18 protein-coding genes are annotated in these 23,097 nt (G+C 72.9%); 8 read left to right on the forward strand and 10 right to left on the reverse strand.

What is annotated here, in order from left to right:
* Window positions 1–34 precede the first annotated feature (34 nt).
* Window positions 35–994 (reverse strand): 5-dehydro-2-deoxygluconokinase, encoded by a 960-nt coding sequence (iolC, locus tag KV205_RS05510; protein ID WP_265862754.1) that lies wholly within the window; start codon window positions 992–994, stop codon window positions 35–37.
* 282 nt (window positions 995–1,276) lie between these two features.
* On the opposite strand from iolC, the gene KV205_RS05515 reads away from it, so the two are divergent.
* Together KV205_RS05515 and KV205_RS05520 are read left to right on the forward strand one after the other, a co-directional pair.
* Window positions 1,277–2,221: a sugar phosphate isomerase/epimerase gene (locus KV205_RS05515; RefSeq protein WP_265862597.1), complete on the forward strand. Its 945-nt coding sequence runs from the start codon at window positions 1,277–1,279 to the stop codon at window positions 2,219–2,221.
* Window positions 2,222–2,450: 229 nt separating this feature from the next.
* Entirely contained in the window at window positions 2,451–2,648 is a 198-nt protein-coding gene (locus KV205_RS05520) for an AlpA family transcriptional regulator (protein WP_265862598.1), read from the forward strand.
* Window positions 2,649–2,750: 102 nt separating this feature from the next.
* Here the strand turns inward: KV205_RS05520 and KV205_RS05525 are convergent, their stop codons facing one another.
* Entirely contained in the window at window positions 2,751–5,030 is a 2,280-nt protein-coding gene (locus KV205_RS05525) for an MMPL family transporter (RefSeq protein WP_265862600.1), read from the reverse strand.
* Window positions 5,031–5,181: 151 nt separating this feature from the next.
* Here KV205_RS05525 and KV205_RS05530 point away from each other — a divergent pair, with 151 nt between their 5' ends.
* Window positions 5,182–5,898 (forward strand): TetR/AcrR family transcriptional regulator, encoded by a 717-nt coding sequence (locus KV205_RS05530; RefSeq protein WP_265862601.1) that lies wholly within the window; start codon window positions 5,182–5,184, stop codon window positions 5,896–5,898.
* Here the strand turns inward: KV205_RS05530 and KV205_RS05535 are convergent.
* On the reverse strand, window positions 5,876–7,123 hold the full coding sequence (locus KV205_RS05535) for a cation:proton antiporter (RefSeq protein WP_265862604.1): 1,248 nt from the start codon (window positions 7,121–7,123) through the stop codon (window positions 5,876–5,878). The two genes, KV205_RS05530 and KV205_RS05535, sit on opposite strands and share 23 nt — an antisense overlap.
* A gap of 178 nt (window positions 7,124–7,301) precedes the next feature.
* On the opposite strand from KV205_RS05535, the gene KV205_RS05540 reads away from it, so the two are divergent.
* Together KV205_RS05540 and KV205_RS05545 are read left to right on the forward strand one after the other, a co-directional pair.
* On the forward strand, window positions 7,302–7,616 hold the full coding sequence (locus tag KV205_RS05540; RefSeq protein ID WP_265862605.1) for a heavy-metal-associated domain-containing protein: 315 nt from the start codon (window positions 7,302–7,304) through the stop codon (window positions 7,614–7,616).
* A gap of 88 nt (window positions 7,617–7,704) precedes the next feature.
* Window positions 7,705–9,957: a cation-translocating P-type ATPase gene (locus tag KV205_RS05545; protein ID WP_265862606.1), complete on the forward strand. Its 2,253-nt coding sequence runs from the start codon at window positions 7,705–7,707 to the stop codon at window positions 9,955–9,957.
* 393 nt (window positions 9,958–10,350) lie between these two features.
* On the opposite strand, the gene KV205_RS05550 is transcribed toward KV205_RS05545, so the two are convergent.
* From KV205_RS05550 to KV205_RS05570, 5 genes are all read right to left on the reverse strand, one after another.
* A complete protein-coding gene (locus KV205_RS05550; RefSeq protein WP_265862607.1) occupies window positions 10,351–11,640 on the reverse strand; it encodes a citrate synthase in 1,290 nt (429 codons plus the stop codon).
* A gap of 179 nt (window positions 11,641–11,819) precedes the next feature.
* A complete protein-coding gene (locus KV205_RS05555) occupies window positions 11,820–14,045 on the reverse strand; it encodes an ATP-dependent RecD-like DNA helicase (protein ID WP_274710054.1) in 2,226 nt (741 codons plus the stop codon).
* A 94-nt stretch (window positions 14,046–14,139) separates the two neighbouring features.
* Window positions 14,140–14,913, reverse strand: coding sequence for a sugar phosphate isomerase/epimerase family protein (locus KV205_RS05560; protein WP_274710150.1), 774 nt, complete (start codon window positions 14,911–14,913; stop codon window positions 14,140–14,142).
* Window positions 14,914–14,939: 26 nt separating this feature from the next.
* Window positions 14,940–16,094: a dihydrodipicolinate synthase family protein gene (locus tag KV205_RS05565; RefSeq protein WP_265862609.1), complete on the reverse strand. Its 1,155-nt coding sequence runs from the start codon at window positions 16,092–16,094 to the stop codon at window positions 14,940–14,942.
* On the reverse strand, window positions 16,091–17,215 hold the full coding sequence (locus tag KV205_RS05570; protein WP_265862758.1) for a Gfo/Idh/MocA family protein: 1,125 nt from the start codon (window positions 17,213–17,215) through the stop codon (window positions 16,091–16,093). Before KV205_RS05570 ends, KV205_RS05565 begins: the two co-directional genes overlap by 4 nt.
* A 180-nt stretch (window positions 17,216–17,395) precedes the next feature.
* Here KV205_RS05570 and KV205_RS05575 point away from each other — a divergent pair, with 180 nt between their 5' ends.
* Window positions 17,396–18,442 (forward strand): LacI family DNA-binding transcriptional regulator, encoded by a 1,047-nt coding sequence (locus KV205_RS05575; RefSeq protein WP_265862610.1) that lies wholly within the window; start codon window positions 17,396–17,398, stop codon window positions 18,440–18,442.
* Window positions 18,443–18,461: 19 nt separating this feature from the next.
* Here KV205_RS05575 and KV205_RS05580 read toward each other — a convergent pair whose 3' ends face one another.
* Both KV205_RS05580 and KV205_RS05585 read right to left on the reverse strand, forming a co-directional pair.
* Window positions 18,462–19,034, reverse strand: coding sequence for an AAA family ATPase (locus KV205_RS05580; RefSeq protein ID WP_265862611.1), 573 nt, complete (start codon window positions 19,032–19,034; stop codon window positions 18,462–18,464).
* An 80-nt stretch (window positions 19,035–19,114) separates the two neighbouring features.
* Window positions 19,115–20,062: an EamA family transporter gene (locus KV205_RS05585; protein WP_265862612.1), complete on the reverse strand. Its 948-nt coding sequence runs from the start codon at window positions 20,060–20,062 to the stop codon at window positions 19,115–19,117.
* A gap of 91 nt (window positions 20,063–20,153) precedes the next feature.
* Here KV205_RS05585 and KV205_RS05590 point away from each other — a divergent pair, with 91 nt between their 5' ends.
* Together KV205_RS05590 and KV205_RS05595 are read left to right on the forward strand one after the other, a co-directional pair.
* Window positions 20,154–21,065: a LysR family transcriptional regulator gene (locus KV205_RS05590; protein ID WP_265862613.1), complete on the forward strand. Its 912-nt coding sequence runs from the start codon at window positions 20,154–20,156 to the stop codon at window positions 21,063–21,065.
* 131 nt (window positions 21,066–21,196) lie between these two features.
* Window positions 21,197–23,035, forward strand: coding sequence for a glycoside hydrolase family 3 protein (locus KV205_RS05595; protein ID WP_265862614.1), 1,839 nt, complete (start codon window positions 21,197–21,199; stop codon window positions 23,033–23,035).
* The last annotated feature ends 62 nt before the right edge of the window (window positions 23,036–23,097 follow it).

The following is a 23,097-nucleotide window of genomic DNA, read 5'->3' on the forward strand; positions in this document are numbered from 1 at the left end:
TACCCGCCGGGGCGCCCCGTCATCGGGGGCCGGGTCATCGGGGGCGCTCCGGGATCGAGGCGTCGCCGGTGGCGAGGGCCAGGTCGATCTCCTCGGCGTACGGCATGGCGGGCGAGCAGGCGAGCCGGCCGGCCACGATCGCGCCCGCGGCGTTGGCCCGGCGCAGCAGCAGCTCCAGGTCGAGGCCGGCGAGCAGGCCCTGGGCGAGCGCGCCGCCGAAGGCGTCGCCGGCGCCGAGGCCGTTGACCACCTCGACGGGCAGCGGCGGGACCTCGGCGGTGGTGCCGTCGGCGGCGAGCGCGAGGACGCCCTTGGGGCCCTGTTTGACGACGGCGAGCCGGACACCGGCGGCGAGCAGGGCGCGGGCGGCGGCGTACGGCTCGCGCTCGCCGGTGGCGATCTCGCACTCGTCGAGGTTGCCGACGGCGACGGTCGCGTGCCGCAGCGCCTCCGCGTACAGCGGGCCGGCCTCGCCGGGGGCGTCCCAGAGGGCGGGGCGCCAGTCGAGGTCGAGGACGGTGAACGCGCCGGGTCCGGCCGCGGCGGCCCGCTCGCGCAGCGCCGCGAGGGTCGCGGTGCGGCTGGGTTCGGCGCTCAGTCCGGTGCCGGTGACCCACAGCGCGCGGGCCGCCCGGAGTGCGTGGAGGTCCAGCTCGTGGGGGTGGATCTCCAGGTCGGGGGCCTTGGGGCGGCGGTAGAAGTGGATCGGGAAGTGGTCGGGCGGGAAGATCTCGCAGAAGGTGACCGGGGTGGGGTACGCGGCGACCTCGGTGACCCACCGCTCGTCCACCCCGAAGGCCCGCAGCTCGCGGCGCAGGTACGCGCCGAACGGGTCGGCCCCGGTCCGGCTGATCAGCGCGGTGCGGCAGCCGAGCCGCGCGGCGGCGACGGCCACATTGGCCGGGGAGCCGCCGAGGAACTTCCCGAAGCTCTCCACCCGGGCCAGCTCCACCCCGCTCTGCAACGGGTACAGGTCCACACCGAGGCGCCCCATCGCGATCAGGTCGTAAGTGACCCGGTCGTACGCGACCGGCTCCCGCCCGATCGGGTCGTCGGGGCGGCCGTCCCGCCGGTGCTCCGGTTCCGCCGTCATCGGCACGTCACCTCTCGCCTCGGCCCTGGTGGGCCCACGTCCTCAGGTCTATCCACGGCCCTGGGGCGTGTCAACGACAGGTCCTGCCATCCGGACGTGCCGCCGGACGCGACCGGGCGTGCTGCGCACGTACTGCCCGACGCCGTCTTGACGCCCCCAGGAGTCCGCCCCAAGGTGGCATTCATGACGAATCCGTCACCTCGGCGGCCCTCGCCGCCCCCGTCAGCCTCCCCCCAGCCGCCGCGGATCAGAGTCGGTTCCGCCCCGGACTCGTGGGGGGTGTGGTTCCCCGACGATCCGCGGCAGGTGCCGTGGCAGCGGTTCCTGGACGAGGTGGCGGGCGCCGGCTACGAGTGGATCGAGCTCGGCCCGTACGGCTATCTGCCGACCGATCCGGGCCTGCTCGCCGAGGAGACGGGCAGCCGGGGGCTGCGGGTCTCGGCGGCGACCGTGTTCACCGGGCTCCACCACGGGCCGGCCGGGTGGGAGCGGACCTGGGCCCATGTCGCCGAGAACGCGGCGCTCGCCCAGGCCATGGGCGCGGAACATCTGGTCGTGATCCCCTCCTTCTGGCGGGACGACCGCACCGGCGAGGTCCTGGAGGACCGCACCCTCACGGCCGAACAGTGGCGGCAGCTGACCGGTCTGACCGAGCGCCTCGGCCACGAGGTGCGGGAGCGCTACGGGCTGCGGATCGTGGTCCATCCGCACGCCGACACCCACCTCGACACCGAGGAGAACGTCACCCGCTTCCTCGACGCCACCGACCCCGATCTGGTGGCGCTGTGCCTGGACACGGGCCACTACGCCTACTGCGGCGGCGACAGCGTGAAGCTGATCGAGACCTACGGCGAGCGGATCGGCTACCTCCATCTCAAGCAGGTCGACCCGGCGGTGCTCGCCCGGGTGGTGGCCGAGGAGCTGCCCTTCGGTCCGGCGGTGGCCCAGGGCGTGATGTGCGAGCCGCCGGCCGGGGTGCCGGCCCTGGAGCCGGTGCTCGACGCGGCGCGCGCCCTGGACGTGGACCTGTTCGCCATCGTCGAGCAGGACATGTACCCCTGCGAGCCCGACGCTCCCTACCCCATCGCGGAGCGCACCCGCCGCTTCCTCCGCTCCTGTGGCGTCTGATGATCGTGCGTCACTTTCGTCACGGCCGTCGCTCCTTCGTCACGCATGTCTCCGTTACGCGGGCTTTCCGTCACAGGCGCTCGACAGCCTCTCTCCTCCCGTCGGAAGGGGCCGTCGACCGGGCACAGGCTCAGTGATCACGCGTCACGAGTGATCACCAGTGACGTCCGGCAGCTCCCCCGACGGCGCCCCCGCCGCCCTGCCGGGCACGCAGGAGAGGTGCCACGCCATGACCGACAGAAGGCTCTGGTCGTACAAGGACATCGCCGCGCACATCAAGGTGCAGCCGGACACGGTCCGCTCCTACCGGAAGCACGGACTGCTGCCCGTGCCCGACCACGTGGAGTCGGGCAAGCCCTATTGGACCCCGGACACCATCCGCGCCTGGGTCGCGAACCGGCCGGGGAACCGGAGCCGCCGGAACTGAGCCGCCCCGAGGGAGACGGAGGCCCCGAGCCCCGGAGGCCCCGCACCGCGCCCCCGCGCGGTGCGGGGCCTCCGTCGTCCCGCGCCGGTCATCCGCGGACGGTCATCCGGCGACGGTCTCCTTCTCTGGCTCGCGGGCGGCGCCCGCCTCGGGGGCGGGCGCCCCGGGTATGCCGCCCTCGCTGATGCCGAAGCGGGCATGGAGCCGGCGCAGCGGCGCGGGCGCCCACCAGGTGAGGCGGCCGGTCAGCTTCATCACGGACGGCACGAGCAGGCTGCGCACCACCATGGCGTCCATGAGGACGGCGAGGGCCACGCCGAGGCCGAGCATCTTGGTGTTGGTGACCCGGCTGGTGCCGATGGCGACCATGACGACGGCCAGGATGACGGCCGCCGCGGTGATCAGCCCGCCGGTGCGGCGCAGTCCGTGCCGGACGGCGCCCTCGTGATCGCCGGTGGCGTCGTACTCCTCCTTGATGCGGGAGAGCAGGAACACCCCGTAGTCCATGGAGAGTCCGAAGGCCACGCAGAACATGAGGACGGGCAGGGTGGTCTCGATGTCGCCGGTGGAGGTGAAGCCGAGGAGCCCGGCGAGGTGTCCCTCCTGGAAGACCCAGACGACGGCGCCGAACATGGCGGTCAGGCTGAGGGCGTTGAGCACGACGGCCTGGAGCGGGACGACGACGCTGCCGGTGAGCAGGAAGACCAGGATCAGGGTGACGACCGCGACGATGGCGGCTGCCCAGGGCAGACGCTCGCCGATGGCGTCCTTGGAGTCGACCAGGACGGCCGCGGCGCCGGTGACGGACGTGGCGAAGGGGGCCTCCTCGGCGCGCAGTTCGCCGACCACGCGCTGGGCTCCGGCGCCGACTCCCTCGCCCTCGGGGACGACGGTGTAGTACGCGTGGGTCCGCCCGCCGGCGCCCGCGGAACCGGCTGCATCGGCGGCACCGGCCGTGCCGGCGGTGACCGGCCCGTCGACCCGGGCGACGCCGGCGAGGGCCTCGATCCGGGTGCGGTAGTCCTCGTACTGGGCGGCGGTGGCCGGGCCCTCGGCGAGCACGGTGAGCGCGCCGCCGGGGTTGCCGGGGAAGCCCTCGCGGAGCTGGTCCTGCACGACGCGGGACTCGGCGGTGGCGGGCAACTGGCGGTCGTCGGCGGTGCCGAACTTCACGCCGAGGAACGGCAGTCCGAGCAGCACCAGGCCGGCGGCGGTGACGGCGGCGAACCACGGCGCCCGCCGCATCACGAGACCGGCCGCCCGCCCCCATCCGGCGCCCTCCGCCCGCCCGGCATCGGCGGTGCCCCGCCGCCGGAGGACCCGGCGCAGGTCCAGGGCGTTGACCCGGTCGCCGAGCAGCAGCAGCGCGGCCGGCAGCAGGATCAGGGCGGCCGCGGCGGCGAGCAGGACCACGGCGATGCCCGCGTAGGCGAAGGAGCGCAGGAAGTACTGCGGGAAGACCAGCATCGCGGCCAGCGAGACGGCGACGGTGAGGGCGGAGAAGAGCACGGTCCGTCCGGCGGTGCGCAGGGTGGTGGCGACGGCGGTGCGGGTGTCGGCGCCGCCGGCCAGCTCCTCACGGAACCGCCGGACCACGAACAGGGCGTAGTCGATGGCGAGTCCGAGGCCCAGGGCGGTGGTGAGGTTCTGGGCGAAGACGGAGACGTCGGTGAACTCCGTGATGCCGCGCAGCACCGCGTTGGTGCCGAGGATGGCGACGATGCCGATGCCCAGCGGCAGCACGGCGGCGACGGCGCTGCCGAAGACCATGACGAGCAGGACGAGGGTGATCGGCAGGGCGATCATCTCCGCCCTGAGCAGGTCCTCCTGGATGATCGTCTGCATCTCATGACGGACGGCGAGCGGGCCGCCGACGGAGACCTCGACGGGTCCGTGGGTGCCGCGGAACTCGGGGGCGAGGCGCTGCAGGATCTCGCCGGCCGCCTTCTCCTCGCCGTCGATGCGGGCGGCGATCACGCCCTGCCGGCCGTCCTTCGAACGCAGGGCCGGCGAGCCGGTCTGCCAGTAGGAGCCGACGCCGTCGACGCCCTCCTGGGCGTCGAGCCGCTCGGCGAGCCGGCGGGCCTCGGCGACGACCGCGGGCGCGTCGACCCCGGCGGACCCCGCGTCGACCAGGAGCAGCACATTGGGCTGCGAGGCGGGGAACTCCCGCTCAAGCACCTGTATGGCCCGGGTGGACTCGGCGTCCGGGTCCTCCCAGCCGCCGCTGCCCATCCGGTCGGCGACCCCGCCGCCGGCCAGCACCGCGAGCGCGGTGAGGACCAGCGCGACGAGCAGCGACAGCCGGGGCCGGGCCGTCACCAGCCGTGTCCAGCGGCCGGGCCCACCCCCCGTGGGCAGGGCTTTCTTGACTTCGGCCATGACGCGGTGTCCCCTTCACCGTGACCCGTGCGACGCGCGCAGGGGTCGCCCATTGCCATAGGCTGGCAAACACGAGACATCGCTCGCGTTTTTCAAGAATGCGAGCGACCTCTCGTGTTTGTCAAACGTGTTGAGGAGGCTGTGGACAGCCATGTCCGAGGACGAGGAGACCCCCGGAACCGCGCCCGCGGAACCGAGGCCGCGCCGCCGCCAGGCCCGCGGCGAACGCCGGATCGCCCAGCTGCTCCAGGCCGCCGCGGACGTCTTCTGCGCCAAGGGCTACACGGCGGCGAGCACCAACGCGATCGCCCGCGAGGCGAGCGTCTCGCCCGGCACGCTCTACCAGTACTTCCCGAACAAGGAGGCCATCGCCCTGGAGCTGGGCGACCGACTGCTCTCCGAGATGCGAGCCGCCCACGGGCAGGCCTTCACTCCAGCGAACCTGGGACTGCCGATCCCCCAGCTCGTGGACGCCGTCCTCGACCCGCTGATCGAGTTCAACTGCCAGCACCCGGTCTTCCTCGCGCTCATGCACGGCTCCGAGATCCCCGGCCGGATCGCCGAGGAGCACGACGCCCTGCACGCCTCGATGCTCGCCCGGGTCGGCGAGCTGATGGCCCACTACCTGCCCGGCACCGAGCCCGCCCAGCGCGCCCGGATGGCCGACATGATCTTCGCCATCGTGAAGTCCGGACTCGCGCTCGTGCTCGCCGCGCCCGAGGGACCGGAGCGGGAGGCGGTGATCACTGAGCTGAAGACGGTCCTGCTGCGCTACCTCGCCCCGCCCCTCGCGGACCAGCGGCTCACCACTCCCGGTGCCACGACTCCGGTCACCACGACTCCGGTCACCACGACTCCGAGCCCGTGATCCACTCGGACGCGGACTCGGGCACGGACGCGGACTCCGGCGCCCCCTCCGCCTCGCCCTCCGCGCCCGCCCGCAGCCTCAGCGCGAGCAGCGGGAAGACGAGGACCGACACCATGCCCGCCCCGACGAGCGCCGCCGCCTCGCCCGCCGTCAGCGTCTTGTCGTCCACACCGATGGTGGTGATGGCGACGACCAGCGGCAGCGCCGTGGAGCCGTAGAGCACGAGCCCGCTCCGGTCGCGCCGGCCGAGGTCGCGCGGGGCCAGGAACCAGATCGGCCCGCCCCGCACCACCAGGAACAGCGCGAGGAAGAGCGGCAGGAGCAGCAGCGTACGGCCGCCGGAGAGCAGCGAGTCGAGGTCGAACTCGATGCCGGTGACGACGAAGAAGACGGGGACGAGGAAGCCGAAGCCGACGGCTTCGACCTTCTCCAGGATCCGCGGCCCGTACTCCGGGGCGGCTCCGGCGAGCAGCAGCCGGGTGATCATCCCGGCGGCGAAGGCGCCGAGCAGCACGTCCAGGCCGAGCGCCGTGGAGGCGCCCAGCATCACGGCCAGCAACAGGAAGACGAAGCGGAGCGCGAACTGCCCGCTGCTGTCCAGAGTGCGCACGATGATGTCGGAGAACCACGGCCGGCGGGGCCGCATCGCCCAGAAGACGGCGGCCGCGGTGAGCGCGGCGAAGACGGCGAGCAGGGCGGCCGACTCGGCGGGCCGGCGGCCGCTCAGGAGCAGCGCCATGGCGATGATCGGCCCGAACTCGCCCACCGCGCCGAAGGCCATGACGACCGAGCCGAAGCGCCCGTGCAGTCCGCCGGAGTCGCGCAGCACGGGCAGCACGGTGCCGAGCGCGGTGCTGGTGAGCGCGACCCCGATGAACACGCCCTTGGTGTAACCGCCGCCGAGCAGCACGCCCGCCCCGAGGCCGAGGACCAGGGCGATGCCCCAGGCGCCCAGGGAGCGTTTGAGGGTGTCGCCGCGGACCTTGCCGAACTCGATCTCGTACCCCGCCAGGAAGATCAGCATGGTGAGGCCGAGCTCCGAGAGCCCGTCGATGAGGGCGTCGGTCCTCGCCCAGTCCAGGACGTCGGGGCCGACCAGGATGCCGAGCAGGATCTCGAAGATGACGAGGGGTACGGGGAGCCAGCGGGCGGCTCCGTAGGCGAGCAGCGGCGCCAGGACGGCGATCGCCATGATCAGGATCAGCGTGGTCCCCGAATGCGACATACGGGGTCAATACCATAAGCTCCGGCCAATCGCCGGGCACGCGGAGGAACGTGAGGGCCCGGCACGACCGGACCCCCGTCCGGACCCCGTACGAACCCGCACCCGGACCCCCACCCGCATCCATACCCCCTAGGGGTACAATGGGGGTGAGTACACGCCCCTCGAAGAGGAGAACGCCATGACCGCCGAGACCCGGACCGAACTCCCCCAGGCGACCGCCTCCTGCTGCTCCTCCACCGGCGGCTGTCAGGGCGGCGCGGCGGACGCGGCCCAGGCCGACGGCATCACCACCGTCTACGAGGTCAAGGGCATGACCTGCGGCCACTGCGAGGGCGCGGTGTCGAGCGAGATCTCCGAGATCGCCGGCGTGGCCTCGGTCACCGCCGTCGCCGCCACCGGCAAGGTCACCGTCGTCTCCGCCGCCCCGCTCGACGAGGAGGCCGTCCGCGCCGCCGTCGACGAGGCCGGCTACGAGCTCGTCGGCCTCGCCTGACGTGCGGGCCGGGACCACCGGCCCTCCGCCTCACCCCCGCAGGGCCGTACGGTGACTACGTACGGCCCTGCTCCTGTTGGGAACCTCCATGGAACCGCTCACGACCTCCACCGTCACCGAGCTCACGATCGGCGGCATGACCTGCGCGTCCTGTGCCGCCCGGGTCGAGAAGAAGCTCAACCGGATGGAGGGCGTGACCGCGACCGTCAACTACGCCACCGAGAAGGCGCGCGTCGAACACCCGGCGGAGCTCCCGGTCGCGGACCTCATCGCCACCGTCGTCAAGACCGGCTACACCGCCGAGGAGCCCCCGCCGCCCGAGCCGGAGCCGGAGCCCGGGCCGGAGTCGGAGGCCGACACGTCCGAAGTCCGGGATCAGGAGGACCCCGAGCTCGCCTCCCTCCGGCAGCGGCTCACCGTCTCCGCCGTCCTCTCCCTCCCCGTCGTCCTGCTCTCGATGGTCCCGGCCCTGCAGTTCGACAACTGGCAGTGGCTCTCGCTCACCCTCGCCGCGCCCGTGGTCGTCTGGGGCGGGCTGCCCTTCCACCGGGCCACCTGGACCAATCTGCGGCACGGCGCCGCCACCATGGACACCCTGGTCTCGCTCGGCACCCTCGCCGCCTTCGGCTGGTCGCTGTGGGCGCTGTTCCTCGGGGACGCCGGGATGCCCGGCCTGCGCCACGACTTCGACCTCACCGTCTCCCGCGACCACGCCGCCTCCACCATCTATCTGGAGGTCGCCGCCGGCGTCATCACCTTCCTCCTGCTCGGCCGCTATCTGGAGGCCCGCGCCAAGCGGAAGGCCGGCGCGGCCCTGCACGCGCTGCTGCGGCTCGGCGCCAAGGACGTCGCCGCCCTACGGGGCGGGGTCGAGGTACGGGTCCCGGTCGGCGCGCTCGCGGTCGGCGACCGCTTCGTCGTACGCCCCGGGGAGAAGATCGCCACCGACGGCACCGTGACCGACGGCGCCTCCGCCGTGGACGCCTCGATGCTCACCGGCGAGTCCGTGCCGGTCGACGTGGCGCCCGGCGACACCGTCACCGGCGGCTGCGTCAACGTCTCCGGCCGGCTCGTCGTCGAGGCCACCCGGGTCGGCGCCGACACCCAGCTGGCCCGGATGGCCAAGCTCGTCGAGGACGCCCAGAACGGCAAGGCCGAGGTGCAGCGGCTCGCCGACCGGATCTCCGCCGTCTTCGTGCCCGTGGTGCTGCTGATCGCGCTCGGCACCCTGGTCGGCTGGCTGCTCGTCACGAGCGACACCACCGCCGCCTTCACGGCCGCCGTCGCCGTGCTGATCATCGCCTGCCCGTGCGCCCTCGGCCTCGCGACCCCGACCGCGCTCATGGTCGGCACCGGGCGCGGCGCGCAGCTCGGCATCCTCATCAAGGGCCCGGAGGTCCTGGAGTCCACCCGCCGCGTCGACACGGTCGTGCTCGACAAGACCGGCACGGTCACCACCGGCCGGATGGAGCTGACCGGGGTGCATGTGTACGGGGGCGCCTACGGCGCCGACCGCACCGACGAGGCCGAGCTGCTGCGGCTCGCGGGCGCCCTGGAGCACTCCTCCGAGCATCCGGTCGCCCGCGCCGTCGCGGCCGGCGCCGCCGCGCGGGTCGGCGAGCTGCCCGTACCGAAGTCCTTCGAGAGCGTCCCCGGGCTCGGCGTGCGCGGCTCGGTCGACGGACACCTGGTCCTGGTCGGGCGGGCCGCGCTGCTCGCCGCCGAGGAGATCGAGGTCCCGGACCGGGCCGCCCCCGGCGTGGTCCACGTGGCCTGGGACGGGCGGGCCCGGGGCACCCTGACGGTCGCCGACGCGGTCAAGGAGACCAGCGCCGAGGCGGTGACCCGGCTGCGCGGCCTCGGGCTGCGGCCGGTGCTGCTCACCGGCGACACCCGGACGGTGGCCGAGCGGGTGGCGGCGGAGGTCGGCATCGACGAGGTGATCGCCGAGGTGCTGCCGCAGGACAAGGTCGAGGTGGTCAGGCGGCTGCAGGCCGAGGGCCGCACGGTGGCCATGGTCGGCGACGGCGTGAACGACGCGGCGGCCCTGGCCACCGCCGATCTGGGCCTGGCGATGGGCACCGGCACGGACGCCGCCATCGAGGCGAGCGACCTCACGCTCGTACGGGGCGATCTGCGGGTCGCGGCCGACGCGATCCGGCTCTCCCGGAGCACCCTCGCGACGATCAAGGGGAACCTGGGCTGGGCCTTCGGCTACAACGTGGCCGCGCTGCCGCTGGCGGCGGCCGGGCTGCTCAACCCGATGATCGCCGGGCTCGCGATGGCCTTCTCGTCGGTCTTCGTGGTGACCAACAGCCTGCGGCTGCGCCGCTTCCGCTGAGCCCCCGGGGGACCCCGTACGGCGAGTGATCACGCGAATTCACCTACACGTGACGCACAGGACCTTCACAAAGAGATCTAGATCACAGATATTGGGGGGTAACCATCTGGGCTGTTCGCGAGTCTAAGTGGGCGATGCCGAGAACGTCTTGGGGGACGTTCACGGAGATGTCTTGGGGGACGTCTCCAGGCAAGCGCGGCCGGGGCACGTGCACCGGGGAGCTTTGAGCGGCCCTCCCGTACGTACGTACCCCGGCAGACCGCGCGAGCAGACGCCCGGCCCGGATCCCGTGGGGGGAATCCGCACCGGGGATATGGGAAGCGCCCCGTTCGCCGACCCGTGGGGGGATCGGCGGCGGGGCGCTTCCGCTTGTGACTGCTGGTGGTCCGGGAGTCAGCGGGACTCGACCGGGACGAAGTCGCGCAGGACCTCGCCGGTGTAGATCTGGCGCGGGCGGCCGATGCGGGAACCCGGCTCCTTGATCATCTCGTGCCACTGGGCGATCCAGCCCGGAAGGCGGCCGAGGGCGAAGAGGACCGTGAACATCTCGGTCGGGAAGCCCATCGCGCGGTAGATGAGGCCCGTGTAGAAGTCCACGTTCGGGTAGAGGTTGCGCGAGACGAAGTAGTCGTCGGAGAGCGCGTGCTCCTCCAGCTTGAGCGCGATGTCGAGCAGCTCGTCGGACTTGCCGAGGGCCGACAGGACGTCGTGCGCCGCCGCCTTGATGATCTTGGCGCGCGGGTCGAAGGACTTGTACACCCGGTGGCCGAAGCCCATCAGGCGGACGCCGTCCTCCTTGTTCTTCACCTTGCGGATGAAGGAGTCGACGTCGCCGCCGTTGGCCTGGATGCCCTCGAGCATCTCCAGGACGGACTGGTTGGCGCCACCGTGCAGGGGGCCCCACAGGGCCGAGATGCCGGCCGAGATCGAGGCGAACATGTTCGCCTGCGAGGAGCCGACCAGCCGGACGGTGGACGTCGAACAGTTCTGCTCGTGGTCCGCGTGCAGGATCAGCAGCTTGTCGAGCGCCGAGACCACGACCGGGTCCAGGTCGTACTCCTGGGCCGGGACCGAGAAGGTCATGCGCAGGAAGTTCTCGACGTAGCCGAGGTCGTTACGCGGGTAGACGAACGGGTGACCGATCGACTTCTTGTACGCGTAGGCCGCGATCGTCGGCAGCTTGGCGAGCAGCCGGATCGTCGACAGGTGGCGCTGCTTCTCGTCGAACGGGTTGTGGCTGTCCTGGTAGAAGGTGGACAGCGCGGACACCACGGAGGACAGCATCGCCATCGGGTGGGCGTCCCGCGGGAAGCCGCGGAAGAAGTTCTTGACGTCCTCGTGGACCAGCGTGTGCTGGGTGATCTCGTTCTGGAAGACGGAGAGCTCGTCCGCCTTCGGCAGCTCGCCGTTGATCAGCAGGTACGCCACCTCCAGGAAGGTGGACTGCTCGGCCAGCTGCTCGATGGGGTAGCCGCGGTACCGCAGGATGCCCTGCTCACCATCGAGATAGGTGATGGCGGATTTGTAGGCGGCGGTGTTGCCGTATCCGCTGTCCAGGGTGACCAGACCGGTCTGGGCTCGGAGCTTCCCGATGTCGAAGCCCTTGTCGCCGACGGTGCTCTCGACCACCGGGTAGGTGTATTCACCGTCCGCGTACCGCAGTACTACAGAGTTGTCGCTCACGTCATCCCTCACCGACGTAGTGCCTCTTCTTCGAGGTGCCCTGACTGTCTCTACCATCCCCCATTTGGCTGTGGAGAGTGCACTCGGGGTCGCTCATTGGGCCATTCGGCGGCACTCAGTGCCGCCAACCTGCTTATCCTGCCCCCTTCGCCCCGGTTCCGGAAGTCCTCCGTGATCTTTCACACGAGAGTGCTCCCTGTGAGCCGATGGGCGAGTGCGGTAAAGCGGCGCCCGGCCGAAACCGTGCGCACCGCCTGGGCGATCGCCTTGCGCGAGCCGACCAGGACAACGAGCTTCCGGGCGCGGGTGACAGCCGTGTAGAGCAGGTTGCGCTGGAGCATCATCCAGGCGCTGGTGGTGACCGGAATCACCACCGCCGGATACTCGCTGCCCTGCGAGCGGTGGATGGTCACAGCGTAGGCATGGGCCAGCTCGTCCAGCTCGTCGAAGTCGTACGGCACCTCCTCGTCCTCGTCGGTGCGCACGACGAGCCGCTGCTCGACGGGGTCGAGGGCGGTGACGACGCCGACGGTGCCGTTGAAGACGCCGTTGGCGCCCTTCTCGTAGTTGTTGCGGATCTGGGTGACCTTGTCGCCGACCCGGAAGACCCGGCCGCCGAAGCGCTTCTCGGGGAGGTCGGGGCGGGCCGGGGTGATCGCCTGCTGGAGCAGCCCGTTGAGCGAGCCGGCGCCGGCCGGGCCCCGGTGCATGGGGGCGAGGACCTGGACGTCCCGCCTCGGGTCGAGGCCGAACTTGGCGGGAATCCGGCGGGCGGCGACCTCCACCGCGACCCGGGCGGCGTCCTCGGTCTCCTCCTCGGCGAAGAGGAAGAAGTCCGGCAGGCCGGTGGTGACGGGCTGCTCGCCCGCGTTGATCCGGTGCGCGTTGGTGACCACGCCGGACTGCTGCGCCTGCCGGAAGATCCGGGTGAGCCGGACCGCCGGCACCGGGCTGCCCGGGGCGAGCAGATCGCCGAGCACCTCGCCCGCACCGACCGAGGGCAGCTGGTCCACGTCCCCGACCAGGAGCAGATGGGCCCCCGGGGCCACCGCCTTGACCAGCTTGTTCGCGAGCAGCAGGTCCAGCATCGAGGCCTCGTCGACCACGACCAGATCGGCGTCCAGCGGCTTGTCCCGGTCGTACGCGGCGTCGCCGCCGGGCTTCAGCTCCAGGAGCCGGTGCACGGTCGAGGCCTCGGCGCCGGTCAGCTCCGCGAGCCGTTTCGCGGCGCGGCCGGTGGGCGCGGCGAGCACCACCTTGGCCCGCTTGGCGCGGGCCAGCTCCACGATCGAGCGGACCGTGAAGGACTTGCCGCAGCCCGGTCCGCCGGTGAGGACCGCGACCTTACGGGTCAGGGCGAGGCGGACCGCCTCCTCCTGCTCCGGCGCGAGCGAGGCCCCGGTCCGCTCCGCCAGCCAGGCGAGGGCCCGGTCCCAGGCGACGTCCCGGAAGGCGGGCAGCCGGTCCTCCTCGGCGGCGAGCAGCCGGCGCAGCTGCCCGGCGAGGGACAGCTCGGCCCGGTGGAACGGCACCAGGAACACCCCGGTCACCGGCAGCCCCTCGGGGCCGGGCACCTTCTCCCGTACGACCCCCTCCGGGTCCTCGGCGAGCTCGCCCAGGCACTCGATGACCAGCCCGGTGTCGACCTGGAGCAGCTTCACCGCGTCGGAGATCAGGCGCTCCTCGGGCAGGAAGCAGTGCCCCTGGTCGGTGGACTGCGACAGCGCGTACTGCAGGCCGGCCCGCACCCGGTCCGGGCTGTCGTGGGGGATGCCGACGGCCTGGGCGATCCGGTCGGCGGTGAGGAAGCCGATGCCCCAGACGTCGGCGGCCAGCCGGTAGGGCTGGTTCTTCACGACGCCGATCGAGGAGTCCCCGTACTTCTTGTAGATCCGCACCGCGATGGAGGTGGACACCCCGACGCCCTGCAGGAAGACCATCACCTCCTTGATCGCCTTCTGCTCCTCCCAGGCGGCGCCGATCAGCTTCGTCCGCTTCGGCCCGAGCCCCGGCACCTCGATCAGGCGCTTCGGCGCGGTCTCGATGACGTCGAGGGTGTCGGTGCCGAAGTGGTCCACGATCCGCTCGGCGATGCGCGGCCCGATGCCCTTGATGAGGCCCGAGCCGAGATAGCGGCGGATGCCCTGGACGGTGGCGGGCAGCACCGTCGTGTAGTTCTCCACGGTGAACTGCCGCCCGTACTGCGGGTGCGAGCCCCACCGCCCCTGCATCCGCAGCGACTCCCCCGGCTGCGCCCCGAGCAGCGCCCCGACGACCGTCAGCAGGTCCCCGGACCCGCGCCCGGTGTCGACCCGGGCCACCGTGTACCCGGACTCCTCGTTGGCATAGGTGATCCGCTCCAGGACCCCTTCGAGCACCGCGAGACTGCGCACTTCGCTGGACATGCCCCGAAGGTAGCGAAGCCCTCGGACAACGGGGCGGGCCTGTGGACAACCCGGATGCGCGCACCTGTGGACAACGCCCGCCCCTGCCCGGGACTCACACGGCCAGGAATGCCTCCAGCGTCTCCTCCAGGACCTCCACGCCGTCGCGCGCCCACAGGGCGTCGTTGAAGAGTTCGACCTCCACCGGGCCCGTGTAGCCCGCCTTCTCGACCAGGGCCGCCCAGGCGGGGAGATCGATCGCGCCGGTGCCGAGCCGGCCGCGGCCGTTGAGGACGCCGGCCGGGAGCGGGGTGGTCCAGTCGGCGAGCTGGAAGGAGTGGATGCGGCCGGCCGCGCCCGCGCGGGCGACGGCGGCCGGGGCGCGGTCGTCCCACCAGAGGTGGTAGGTGTCGACCGTGACGCCCACCTGGTCGGCCGGGAAGTGCTCGGCGATCTCCAGGGCCTGGTCCAGGGTGGAGACCGCGCAGCGGTCGGAGGCATACATCGGGTGGAGGGGCTCGATGGCGAGGCGGACGCCCCGCTCGCCCGCGTACGGGGCGAGCGCGCCGATGGCCTCGGTGATCCGGGCCCGGGCGGCGGGCAGGTCCGGGCAGGCCGGGGTGAGGCCGCCGGAGACCAGGACGAGGGTGTCGGTGCCGAGGACCGCGGCCTCGTCGATGGCCGCGCGGTTCTCCGCCTCCCAGCCCTCACCGGTGAAGAAGCCGCCCCGGCACAGCGTGGTGACGGCGAGCCCCGCGTCCCGTACGAGCGCGGCGGCGGCCTCGATCCCGTACTCCTGGACGGGTTCGCGCCACAGGCCCACGCCCGGGATGCCGAGCCGGACGCACTCCCGCACGAGGTCGGGGAGGGCGAGCTGCTTCACGGTCATCTGGTTGATGCCGAAGCGTTCGAGGTTCACTGGGCGACTCCGTACACGGTGAGGAGCGAGCGCATCCGGGACTCCGCGCGCGCCGGGTCGGGGAACAGGCCGAGGCCGTCGGCCAGTTCGTACGCCCGGGCGAGGTGGGGCAGGGAGCGGGCGGACTGCAGGCCGCCGGCCATCGTGAAGTGCTCCTGGTGGCCGGCCAGCCAGGCGAGGAACACCACCCCCGTCTTGTAGAAGCGGGTGGGGGTCTCGAAGAGATGGCGGGACAACTCCACCGTCGGGTCGAGGACGGCGCGGAAGCCTGCCGTGTCGCCCGTGTCGAGCACCCTGACCGCCTCCGCCGCCAGCGGACCCAGCGGGTCGAAGATCCCGAGCAGCGCGTGGCTGAAACCGTGAGTGTCCCCCGCGATCAGTTCGGGGTAGTGGAAGTCGTCGCCCGTGTAGCAGCGGACCCCGTCCGGCAGCCGGCGGCGCAGCGCGACCTCGCGGCCCGCGTCGAGCAGCGAGACCTTGATGCCGTCGACCTTGTCGGGGTGCGCGGCGATGACCTCAAGGAACACCTCCGTCGCCGCGTCCAGGTCCGCCGACCCCCAGTAGCCCGCCAGGGCCGGGTCGAACATCGGGCCCAGCCAGTGCAGGATCACCGGCTCGGCGGCCTGGCGCAGCAGCTGCCCGTAGACCTCCAGGTAGTCCTCGGGGCCGGTCGCGGTGGCCGCGAGGGCGCGGGAGGCCATGAGGATCGCCTGGGCGCCCGACTCCTCGACGACGGCGAGCTGTTCCTCGTACGCCGCGCGGATCTCCGTAAGAGAGGCCGGGCCGGTGGGGAGTTGGTCGGTGCCGACCCCGCACGCGATCGGGCCGCCCACCGCCTTCGCCTCGGCGGCGCTGCGGCGGATCAGCTCGGCCGCGCCCGCCCAGTCCAGGCCCATGCCGCGCTGCGCGGTGTCCATCGCCTCGGCGACGCCGAGCCCGTGGGACCACAGATGGCGGCGGAAGGCGAGGGTGGCGTCCCAGTCGAGGGCGGCAGGGCCGTCGGGGGTGGTGTCGGCGTACGGGTCGGCGACGACGTGCGCGGCGGAGAAGACCGTACGGGAGACCAGCGGGCCGGCCCCGGTGAGCGCGAGCGGCTCGGTACGGGGGGTGTACGCGCGCGTGCCGCCGCCCGGCAGGGGAAGGGCGATCACAGCGCGACCTCCGGGACCTCGATCCGGCGCCCCTCCGCCGCCGAGCGCAGGCCCAGCTCGGCGAGCTGCACGCCGCGCGCCCCCGCGAGCAGGTCCCAGTGGTACGGCTCGCCGAGCACGACGTGCCGCAGGAACAGCTCCCACTGGGCCTTGAAGCCGTTGTCGAACTCGGCGTTGTCCGGCACCTCCTGCCACTGCTCACGGAAGGGCTCGGTCGCCGGGATGTCCGGGTTCCACACCGGCTTCGGGGTGGCGGCGCGGTGCTGGATCCGGCAGCCGCGAAGGCCGGCGACGGCGGAGCCGTGCGTCCCGTCGACCTGGAACTCGACCAGCTCGTCGCGGTGCACCCGGACCGCCCAGGAGGAGTTGATCTGCGCGATCGCGCCGCCCGCCAGCTGGAAGATGCCGTACGCGGCGTCGTCGGCCGTCGCCTCGTACGGCTTGCCCCGCTCGTCCCAGCGGCGCGGCACATGGGTGGCGACGGCGGCGGTGACGGAGGTGACCCGGCCGAACAGCTCGTGGAGCACGTACTCCCAGTGCGGGAACATGTCGACGACGATGCCGCCGCCGTCCTCCGCGCGGTAGTTCCAGCTGGGGCGCTGCGCCTCCTGCCAGTCGCCCTCGAAGACCCAGTAGCCGAACTCGCCGCGCACGGACAGGATCTCGCCGAAGAAGCCGCCGTCGATCAGCCGCTTCAGCTTGCGCAGACCCGGCAGGAACAGCTTGTCCTGGACGACGCCGTGCCGGATGCCCTTCTCCTGGGCCAGCCGGGCGAGTTCGAGGGCGCCGGCCAGGTCACCGGCGGTGGGCTTCTCGGTGTAGACGTGCTTGCCGGCGGCGATGGCCCTGGTCAGCGCGGCGACGCGGGCGGAGGTGACCTGCGCGTCGAAGTAGATGTCGATCGTGTCGTCGGCGAGGACCGCGTCGAGGTCGGTGGACCACTCGGTCAGCCCGTGCCGCTCGGCGAGCGCGCGCAGCGCGGGTTCGCGGCGGCCTACGAGGACCGGTTCCGGCCACAGGACCTGGCCGTCGCCGAGGTCGAGTCCGCCCTGCTCGCGCAGGGCGAGGATCGAGCGGACGAGGTGCTGGCGGTATCCCATGCGGCCGGTGACGCCGTTCATGGCGATGCGGACGGTGCGGCGGGCGGTGCGGGGTGTCACGGGGGTGTTCCTCCCGGAGGGGCGGAGCGGCGGAGGGGAGAGGCGGAGTGGACGGAAAGGATGATAGAAAGCGCTTTCTACCAGGGATGACGCTAGCCTGCCGACATCACTGCCGACAAGGGCCCTGGAGGTACGCACGCGATGACCGTCACCCTGGCGGACGTGGCAGCCCGCGCACAGGTCTCCCCCGCGACCGTCTCCCGCGTCCTGAACGGCAACTACCCGGTCGCCGCCGCCACCCGGGAGCGGGTGCTGCGCGCGGTGGACGAGCTCGACTACGTACCGAACGGTCCGGCCAGCTCGCTCGCCGCCGCCACCTCCGACCTGGTCGGCATCCTCGTCAACGACATCGCCGACCCCTTCTTCGGGATCATGGCCGGGGCCGCGCAGGGCGCCATCGGCGCGCCGGGCGCGGGGCGGGCCGGCGGCGAGAAACTGGCCGTGGTGTGCAACACCGGCGGCGACCCGGAACGCGAACTCACCTATCTCACCCTGCTCCAGCGGCAGCGGGCCGCGGCCGTGATCCTCACCGGCGGCTCCCTGGAGGACCCGGAGCACCTGGCGGCGGTGAGCGCGAAGCTGGCCCGGCTCACCGAGGCCGGCACCCGGGTGGTGCTGTGCGGGCGGCCCCCGCTGGAGGGGGTGTCGGCCGCCACGCTCGCCTTCGACAACCGGACCGGGGCGCGCCGGCTCACCGAGTACCTGCTCTCGCTCGGGCACCGGCGGATCGGTTACGTCGCGGGCCCGGAGAACCGCACCACCACCCGGCACCGCCTGGAGGGCCACCGGGCGGCGCTCGCGGCGGCCGGGGTCGCGGAGGGCCCGACCGTGCACGGCCGCTACGACCGCCCGTCCGGCTACGAGGTGACCGCCGAGCTCCTGTCCCGCGCCCCGGACCTGACGGCGGTCGTCGCCGCCAACGACACGGTCGCGCTCGGCGTCTGCGCGGCACTGCGCGACCGGGGCCTGAGCATCCCGGGCGACGTCTCGGTGGCCGGCTTCGACGACCTGCCCTTCTCGGTCGACGCGGTGCCCGCGCTCACGACCGTACGGCTCCCGCTGCACGAGGCGGGCGCGCGGGCCGGGCGGATCGCGCTCGGCACGGAGGAGCCGCCGGCGGGCGGCGAGCCCGCGACGATCCCGGCGGAGCTGGTGGTACGGGGGTCGACGGCGCCGCCGAAGGGGTGACCGCAAGGCCTGACGGGCGTCAGGCGGTGCCGGGAACGGCGGCGTCCAGTCCCGTGGCGGCGAGGACGGCGTCGACGGTCTGCTCGACCGTCTGCTCCGCGTTGTCGATCCAGACGCCCTCGCCGGACAGTTCCTCGCGCATGGCCTCGTCGAGCCAACCCCAGTTGGTCGTCAGGCGCTTGTGGCGGGCGTTGTTGCGCTCCCAGGCCTTGTCAGGACCCGGGGCCAGGAAGACGACGTGCAGCGGCGTCCTCGCCCGGGCGTGGTAGAAGTCGAGGTGGGAGCGGCGGACCACCACGTCGTCGAGGACGGGCAGGAAGCCGGCCGCGACGAAGCTGTCGGCGAGCAGACAGGCGTGCCGGGCCCGCAGCAGGATCTGCCGGTCGGCCTCGGCGTCGCCGTCCGGGCTCGGCCAGTGGCCGCCGCTGACGATGAGCTCCTGGAGGTGGTCGACCTCGATGTGCGCGGACCGTGCGAACCGGGCCGCGAGGGCCGCCGCGACGGTGCTCTTGCCGCTGCCCGGGATGCCGGCCAACAGGACGGCGCCGGGCGCGGGTTCGGGGCTGTCGACGACGACGTTCTCGAAGGTCATGCACACTCTTTCAGCGGACGGTACGGGTCACGCGCACGGCTCACGCGCAGGGTCAGGCGTACGAGTCACGCGTACGGGTCTCAGGGGCGTGACACAGTAGCCCGGCCCGCCTGGCGCAGCCAGGAAATATTCGGCGCGCGGCCGGTGGTCGGCCGGAGGGAGGTCAGGGCCACTCCCCCGACGAGCAGCGCGGCGGCGCACCAGCGCAGCGGGCTGACCGGTTCGCCGAGGAAGAGGGCGGCGGAGGACATGCCGAAGACGGGGACGAGGAGGGAGAAGGGGGCCACGGAGGAGGCCGGGTGGCGGCGGAGCAGCCAGCCCCAGGCGCCGAAGCCGAAGACGGTGGTGACCCAGGCGACGTAGACGATGACGCCGGCGCCGGTCCAGTCGAGTCCGCGCAGCGCCGCCAGGTCGCGGTCGGGGCCTTCGAGGAGGAGGGAGAGGGCGAGCAGCGGGAGTACGGGGACGGTGCTGACCCAGACCATGAAGTTGAGCGGGTCGGGCGGGGCGGCCTTGCGGGTGAGGACGTTGGAGACGCCCCAGCAGACGGCGGCCGCGATCACCAGGACGAAGCCGGTGAGCGGTCCGGAGGTGCCCTCGTCGACGGCGGCGACGCCGATGCCGGCGAGCGCGACACCCATGCCCAGCACCTTGACCCTGCCGGGCCGCTCGCCGAGGGCGAGGAAGGCGAACAGGGCCGTGAAGACCGCCTGGACCTGCAGGATCAGGGAGGAGAGGCCGGCCGGGGCGCCGAGGCTCATGCCGGTGAAGAGCAGTCCGAACTTGGCGACGCCGAGGGCGAGTCCGACCCCCACGATCCTCCCCCACGGCCCTCCGGGCGTGGGAGGTGCCCCCAACGCCACCTTGGGCCTCCCGACGAAGAAGACGGCGGGCAGGGCGGCGACGAGGAAGCGGAGGGCGGAGAAGAGCAGCGGCGGGAAGTGGTCGAGGCCGATCTCGATGACGACGAAGTTGACTCCCCAGACGGCGGCGACCAGGGCGGCGAGGGCTACATGAGCGGGGCGCATGGGGACGAGCATCGCCCGCCCGGACCGTGTAGCACCAGCACGGATTCCTTCATGATTGGATGAAGCACTGCTACAGAAAGGGGTCGTCGACGTGCTCGATCTGGGACGTCTGCGTGCACTGCACGCCGTCGCCGTGCACGGCACGGTCGGCGCGGCGGCCACCGCGCTCGGCTACACGCCCTCGGCGGTCTCGCAGCAGATCGCCAAGCTGGAGCGGGAGACCCGCACGACCCTGCTCGAACGCAGCGGCCGGGGCGTCCGGCTGACCGACGAAGCCCGTCAACTGGCCGACACCGCCGAGCGGTTGCTCGCGCTCGTGGAGGAGGCGGAGGTGCGTCTGGAGGAGCGGCGCGGGCTGCCCGCCGGGCGGCTGCGGATCGGCTGCTTCGCCAGCGCGGCGCGCGGTCTGATGCCCCGGGCGCTCGCCGATCTGGCCCGCCGCCATCCGGCGCTCGACGCCCGCCTGTCCGAGGTGGACCCGCACCTCTCGGTGGACCTGGTGGGGCGGGGCGTGCTCGACCTGGCCGTGGCGCACGACTGGGACATCGCGCCGCTGCCCGTACCGCCGGGGGTGGAGCAGGCGGTGATCGGCGACGACCTGTGCGACATCCTGGTGCCGCGGGAGCATCCGCTGGCGGGCCGGGACGGGGTGCGGCGCGAGGAGCTGAGCCAGGAGCGGTGGATCACCCAGCCGCCGGGGACGGTGTGTCACGACTGGCTGATCCGGACGCTGCGGGCGACCGGTTACGAGCCGCTGATCGCCCATCAGGCCGAGGAGAACCACACCCAGGTGGCGCTGGTGGCGGCCGGGCTCGGCATCGCGCTCGTACCGCGGCTCGGGCGCGGCACCCTGCCGCCGGAGGTGGTGGCGCTGCGGCTCGACCCGATCCCGATGCGGCGGCTGTGGGCGCTGTGGCGGACCGGGGCCGCCCGGCGGCCGGCGATCACGGAGACGGTGCGGACCCTGCAGGAGGTGTGGCCGGAGATCGCGGCGACCGAGTGACGGGCGGCGCCGCCCCGGCGACGGACGCCGGTCGGGTGACGGGGCGTCATTCCTGCGCGGATCCTTGACCTGGCAGTTAGTTTCCGGATATCCGTGTCACCTTGGAAGTTTCCTTCACGGAAGGAGCACCAGTGCCCCCGGCCCCCTCCCGACGCACCGTCCTCACCGCCACCGCCGCTGCGGCGGCCGCCGCCGTCACGGGCGTGACCGCCCCCGCCGCCCTCGCCGACCAGCCGGTCTCCGACGAGCAGCGGACCGCCGACGACAAGAAGCTGCGCACGCTCCTCTCCCGGATGTCCCTGGAGGAGAAGGTCGGCCAGCTGTTCGTCATGCGGGTCTACGGCCATTCCGCCACCGCCCCCGACCAGGCCGACGTCGACGCCAACCTCAAGGAGATCGGCGTCCGCACGGCCGCCGAGCTGATCGATCGCTATCACGTCGGCGGGATCATCTACTTCGCCTGGGCGCACAACACCCGCGACCCGCACCAGATCGCCGACCTGTCGAACGGCATCCAGCGGGCCGGGCTCGCGCAGCCGACCCCGCTCCCGCTGCTCATCTCCACCGACCAGGAGCACGGCATCGTCTGCCGGGTCGGCGAGCCGGCCACCCTGATGCCCGGTGCGATGGCGCTGGGCGCGGGCGGTTCGCACGCCGACGCCCGCAAGGCGGCGCAGATCGCGGGCGCCGAGCTGGCCGCCGTCGGCATCCGGCAGAACTACGCGCCGGTCGCCGACGTCAACGTCAACCCGGCCAACCCGGTGATCGGCGTACGGTCCTTCGGCGCCGACCCGGCGGCGGTGGCCGCGATGGTCGCCGCGCAGGTCAAGGGGTATCAGCAGGGCGGGGTCGCGGCGACCTCCAAGCACTTCCCGGGGCACGGCGACACGGCCACCGACAGCCACTACGGCCTGCCGACCATCACCCACACCCGCGAGCAGTGGGCGGAGCTCGACGCCCCGCCGTTCCGCGCGGCGATCGCCGCCGGCATCGACTCGATCATGACGGCGCACATCGTGGTGCCCGCGCTCGACCCGAGCGAGGACCCGGCGACGCTGTCCCGCCCCATCCTCACCGGCATCCTGCGCGAACAGCTCGGCTACGACGGCGTGGTGGTCACCGACGCGCTCGGCATGGAGGGCGTACGGACGAAGTACGGCGACGAGCGCGTCCCCGTGCTCGCGCTGAAGGCGGGCGTGGACCAGCTGCTCAACCCGCCGAACCTCTCCGTCGCCTGGCACGCGGTGCTCGCCGCCGTGAAGAACGGCGAGCTGACCGAGGCCCGGCTCGACGAATCGATCCTGCGGATCCTGCGGCTCAAGGCCGGACTCGGCCTGTTCAAGGACCCGTACGTCAGCGACGCCGGCGTCGACCGCACGGTCGGCACCCCGGCCCACCTCGCGCACGCGGACCGGATCGCCGAGCGGACCACCACGCTGCTGGTCAACGAGGGCGGCTTCCTGCCGGTCAGCCGGCGCAGCCATCCCAAGGTCCTGGTGGTGGGCGCCGACCCGGCCTCGCCGTCGGGCACCACCGGCCCGCCGACCGGCACCGTGGCCGGCGCCCTGAACGAACTCGGCTTCACCCCCACGGTGGTGCCGACCGGGACGGCCCCGACCGCCGCGAAGATCGACGAGGCGGTGGCCGCCGCGGCCGGCCAGGACCTGGTCGTGGTGGGCACGTACAACCTGACGGCGACCAGCACCCAGCGCACACTGGTCGCCCGGCTCGTGGCGACCGGGGTGCCGGTGGTCACGATCGCCATCCGCAATCCGTACGACGTGGCGCGGACCACCGGCCAGCGGGCCACGCTCGCCGCCTACTCCTGGACGGACGTCGAACTGCGCGCCGCCGTACGGGTCCTGGCCGGCCGGGCCGAGCCGCAGGGCCGGCTTCCGGTCCCGGTGCAGGACGCGGCCGACCCGGCGAAGGTGCTGTACCCGGTGGGCTACGGACTCTCGTACCGCTGACCGGCGAAGCGGCCGGCGGGCCCGGGCGACGACGAGCAAGGGCCCCCGTACGCGCGCGATCG

It is taken from the genome of Streptomyces sp. SKN60, assembly GCF_026236535.1.
Lineage (GTDB): Bacteria > Actinomycetota > Actinomycetes > Streptomycetales > Streptomycetaceae > Streptomyces.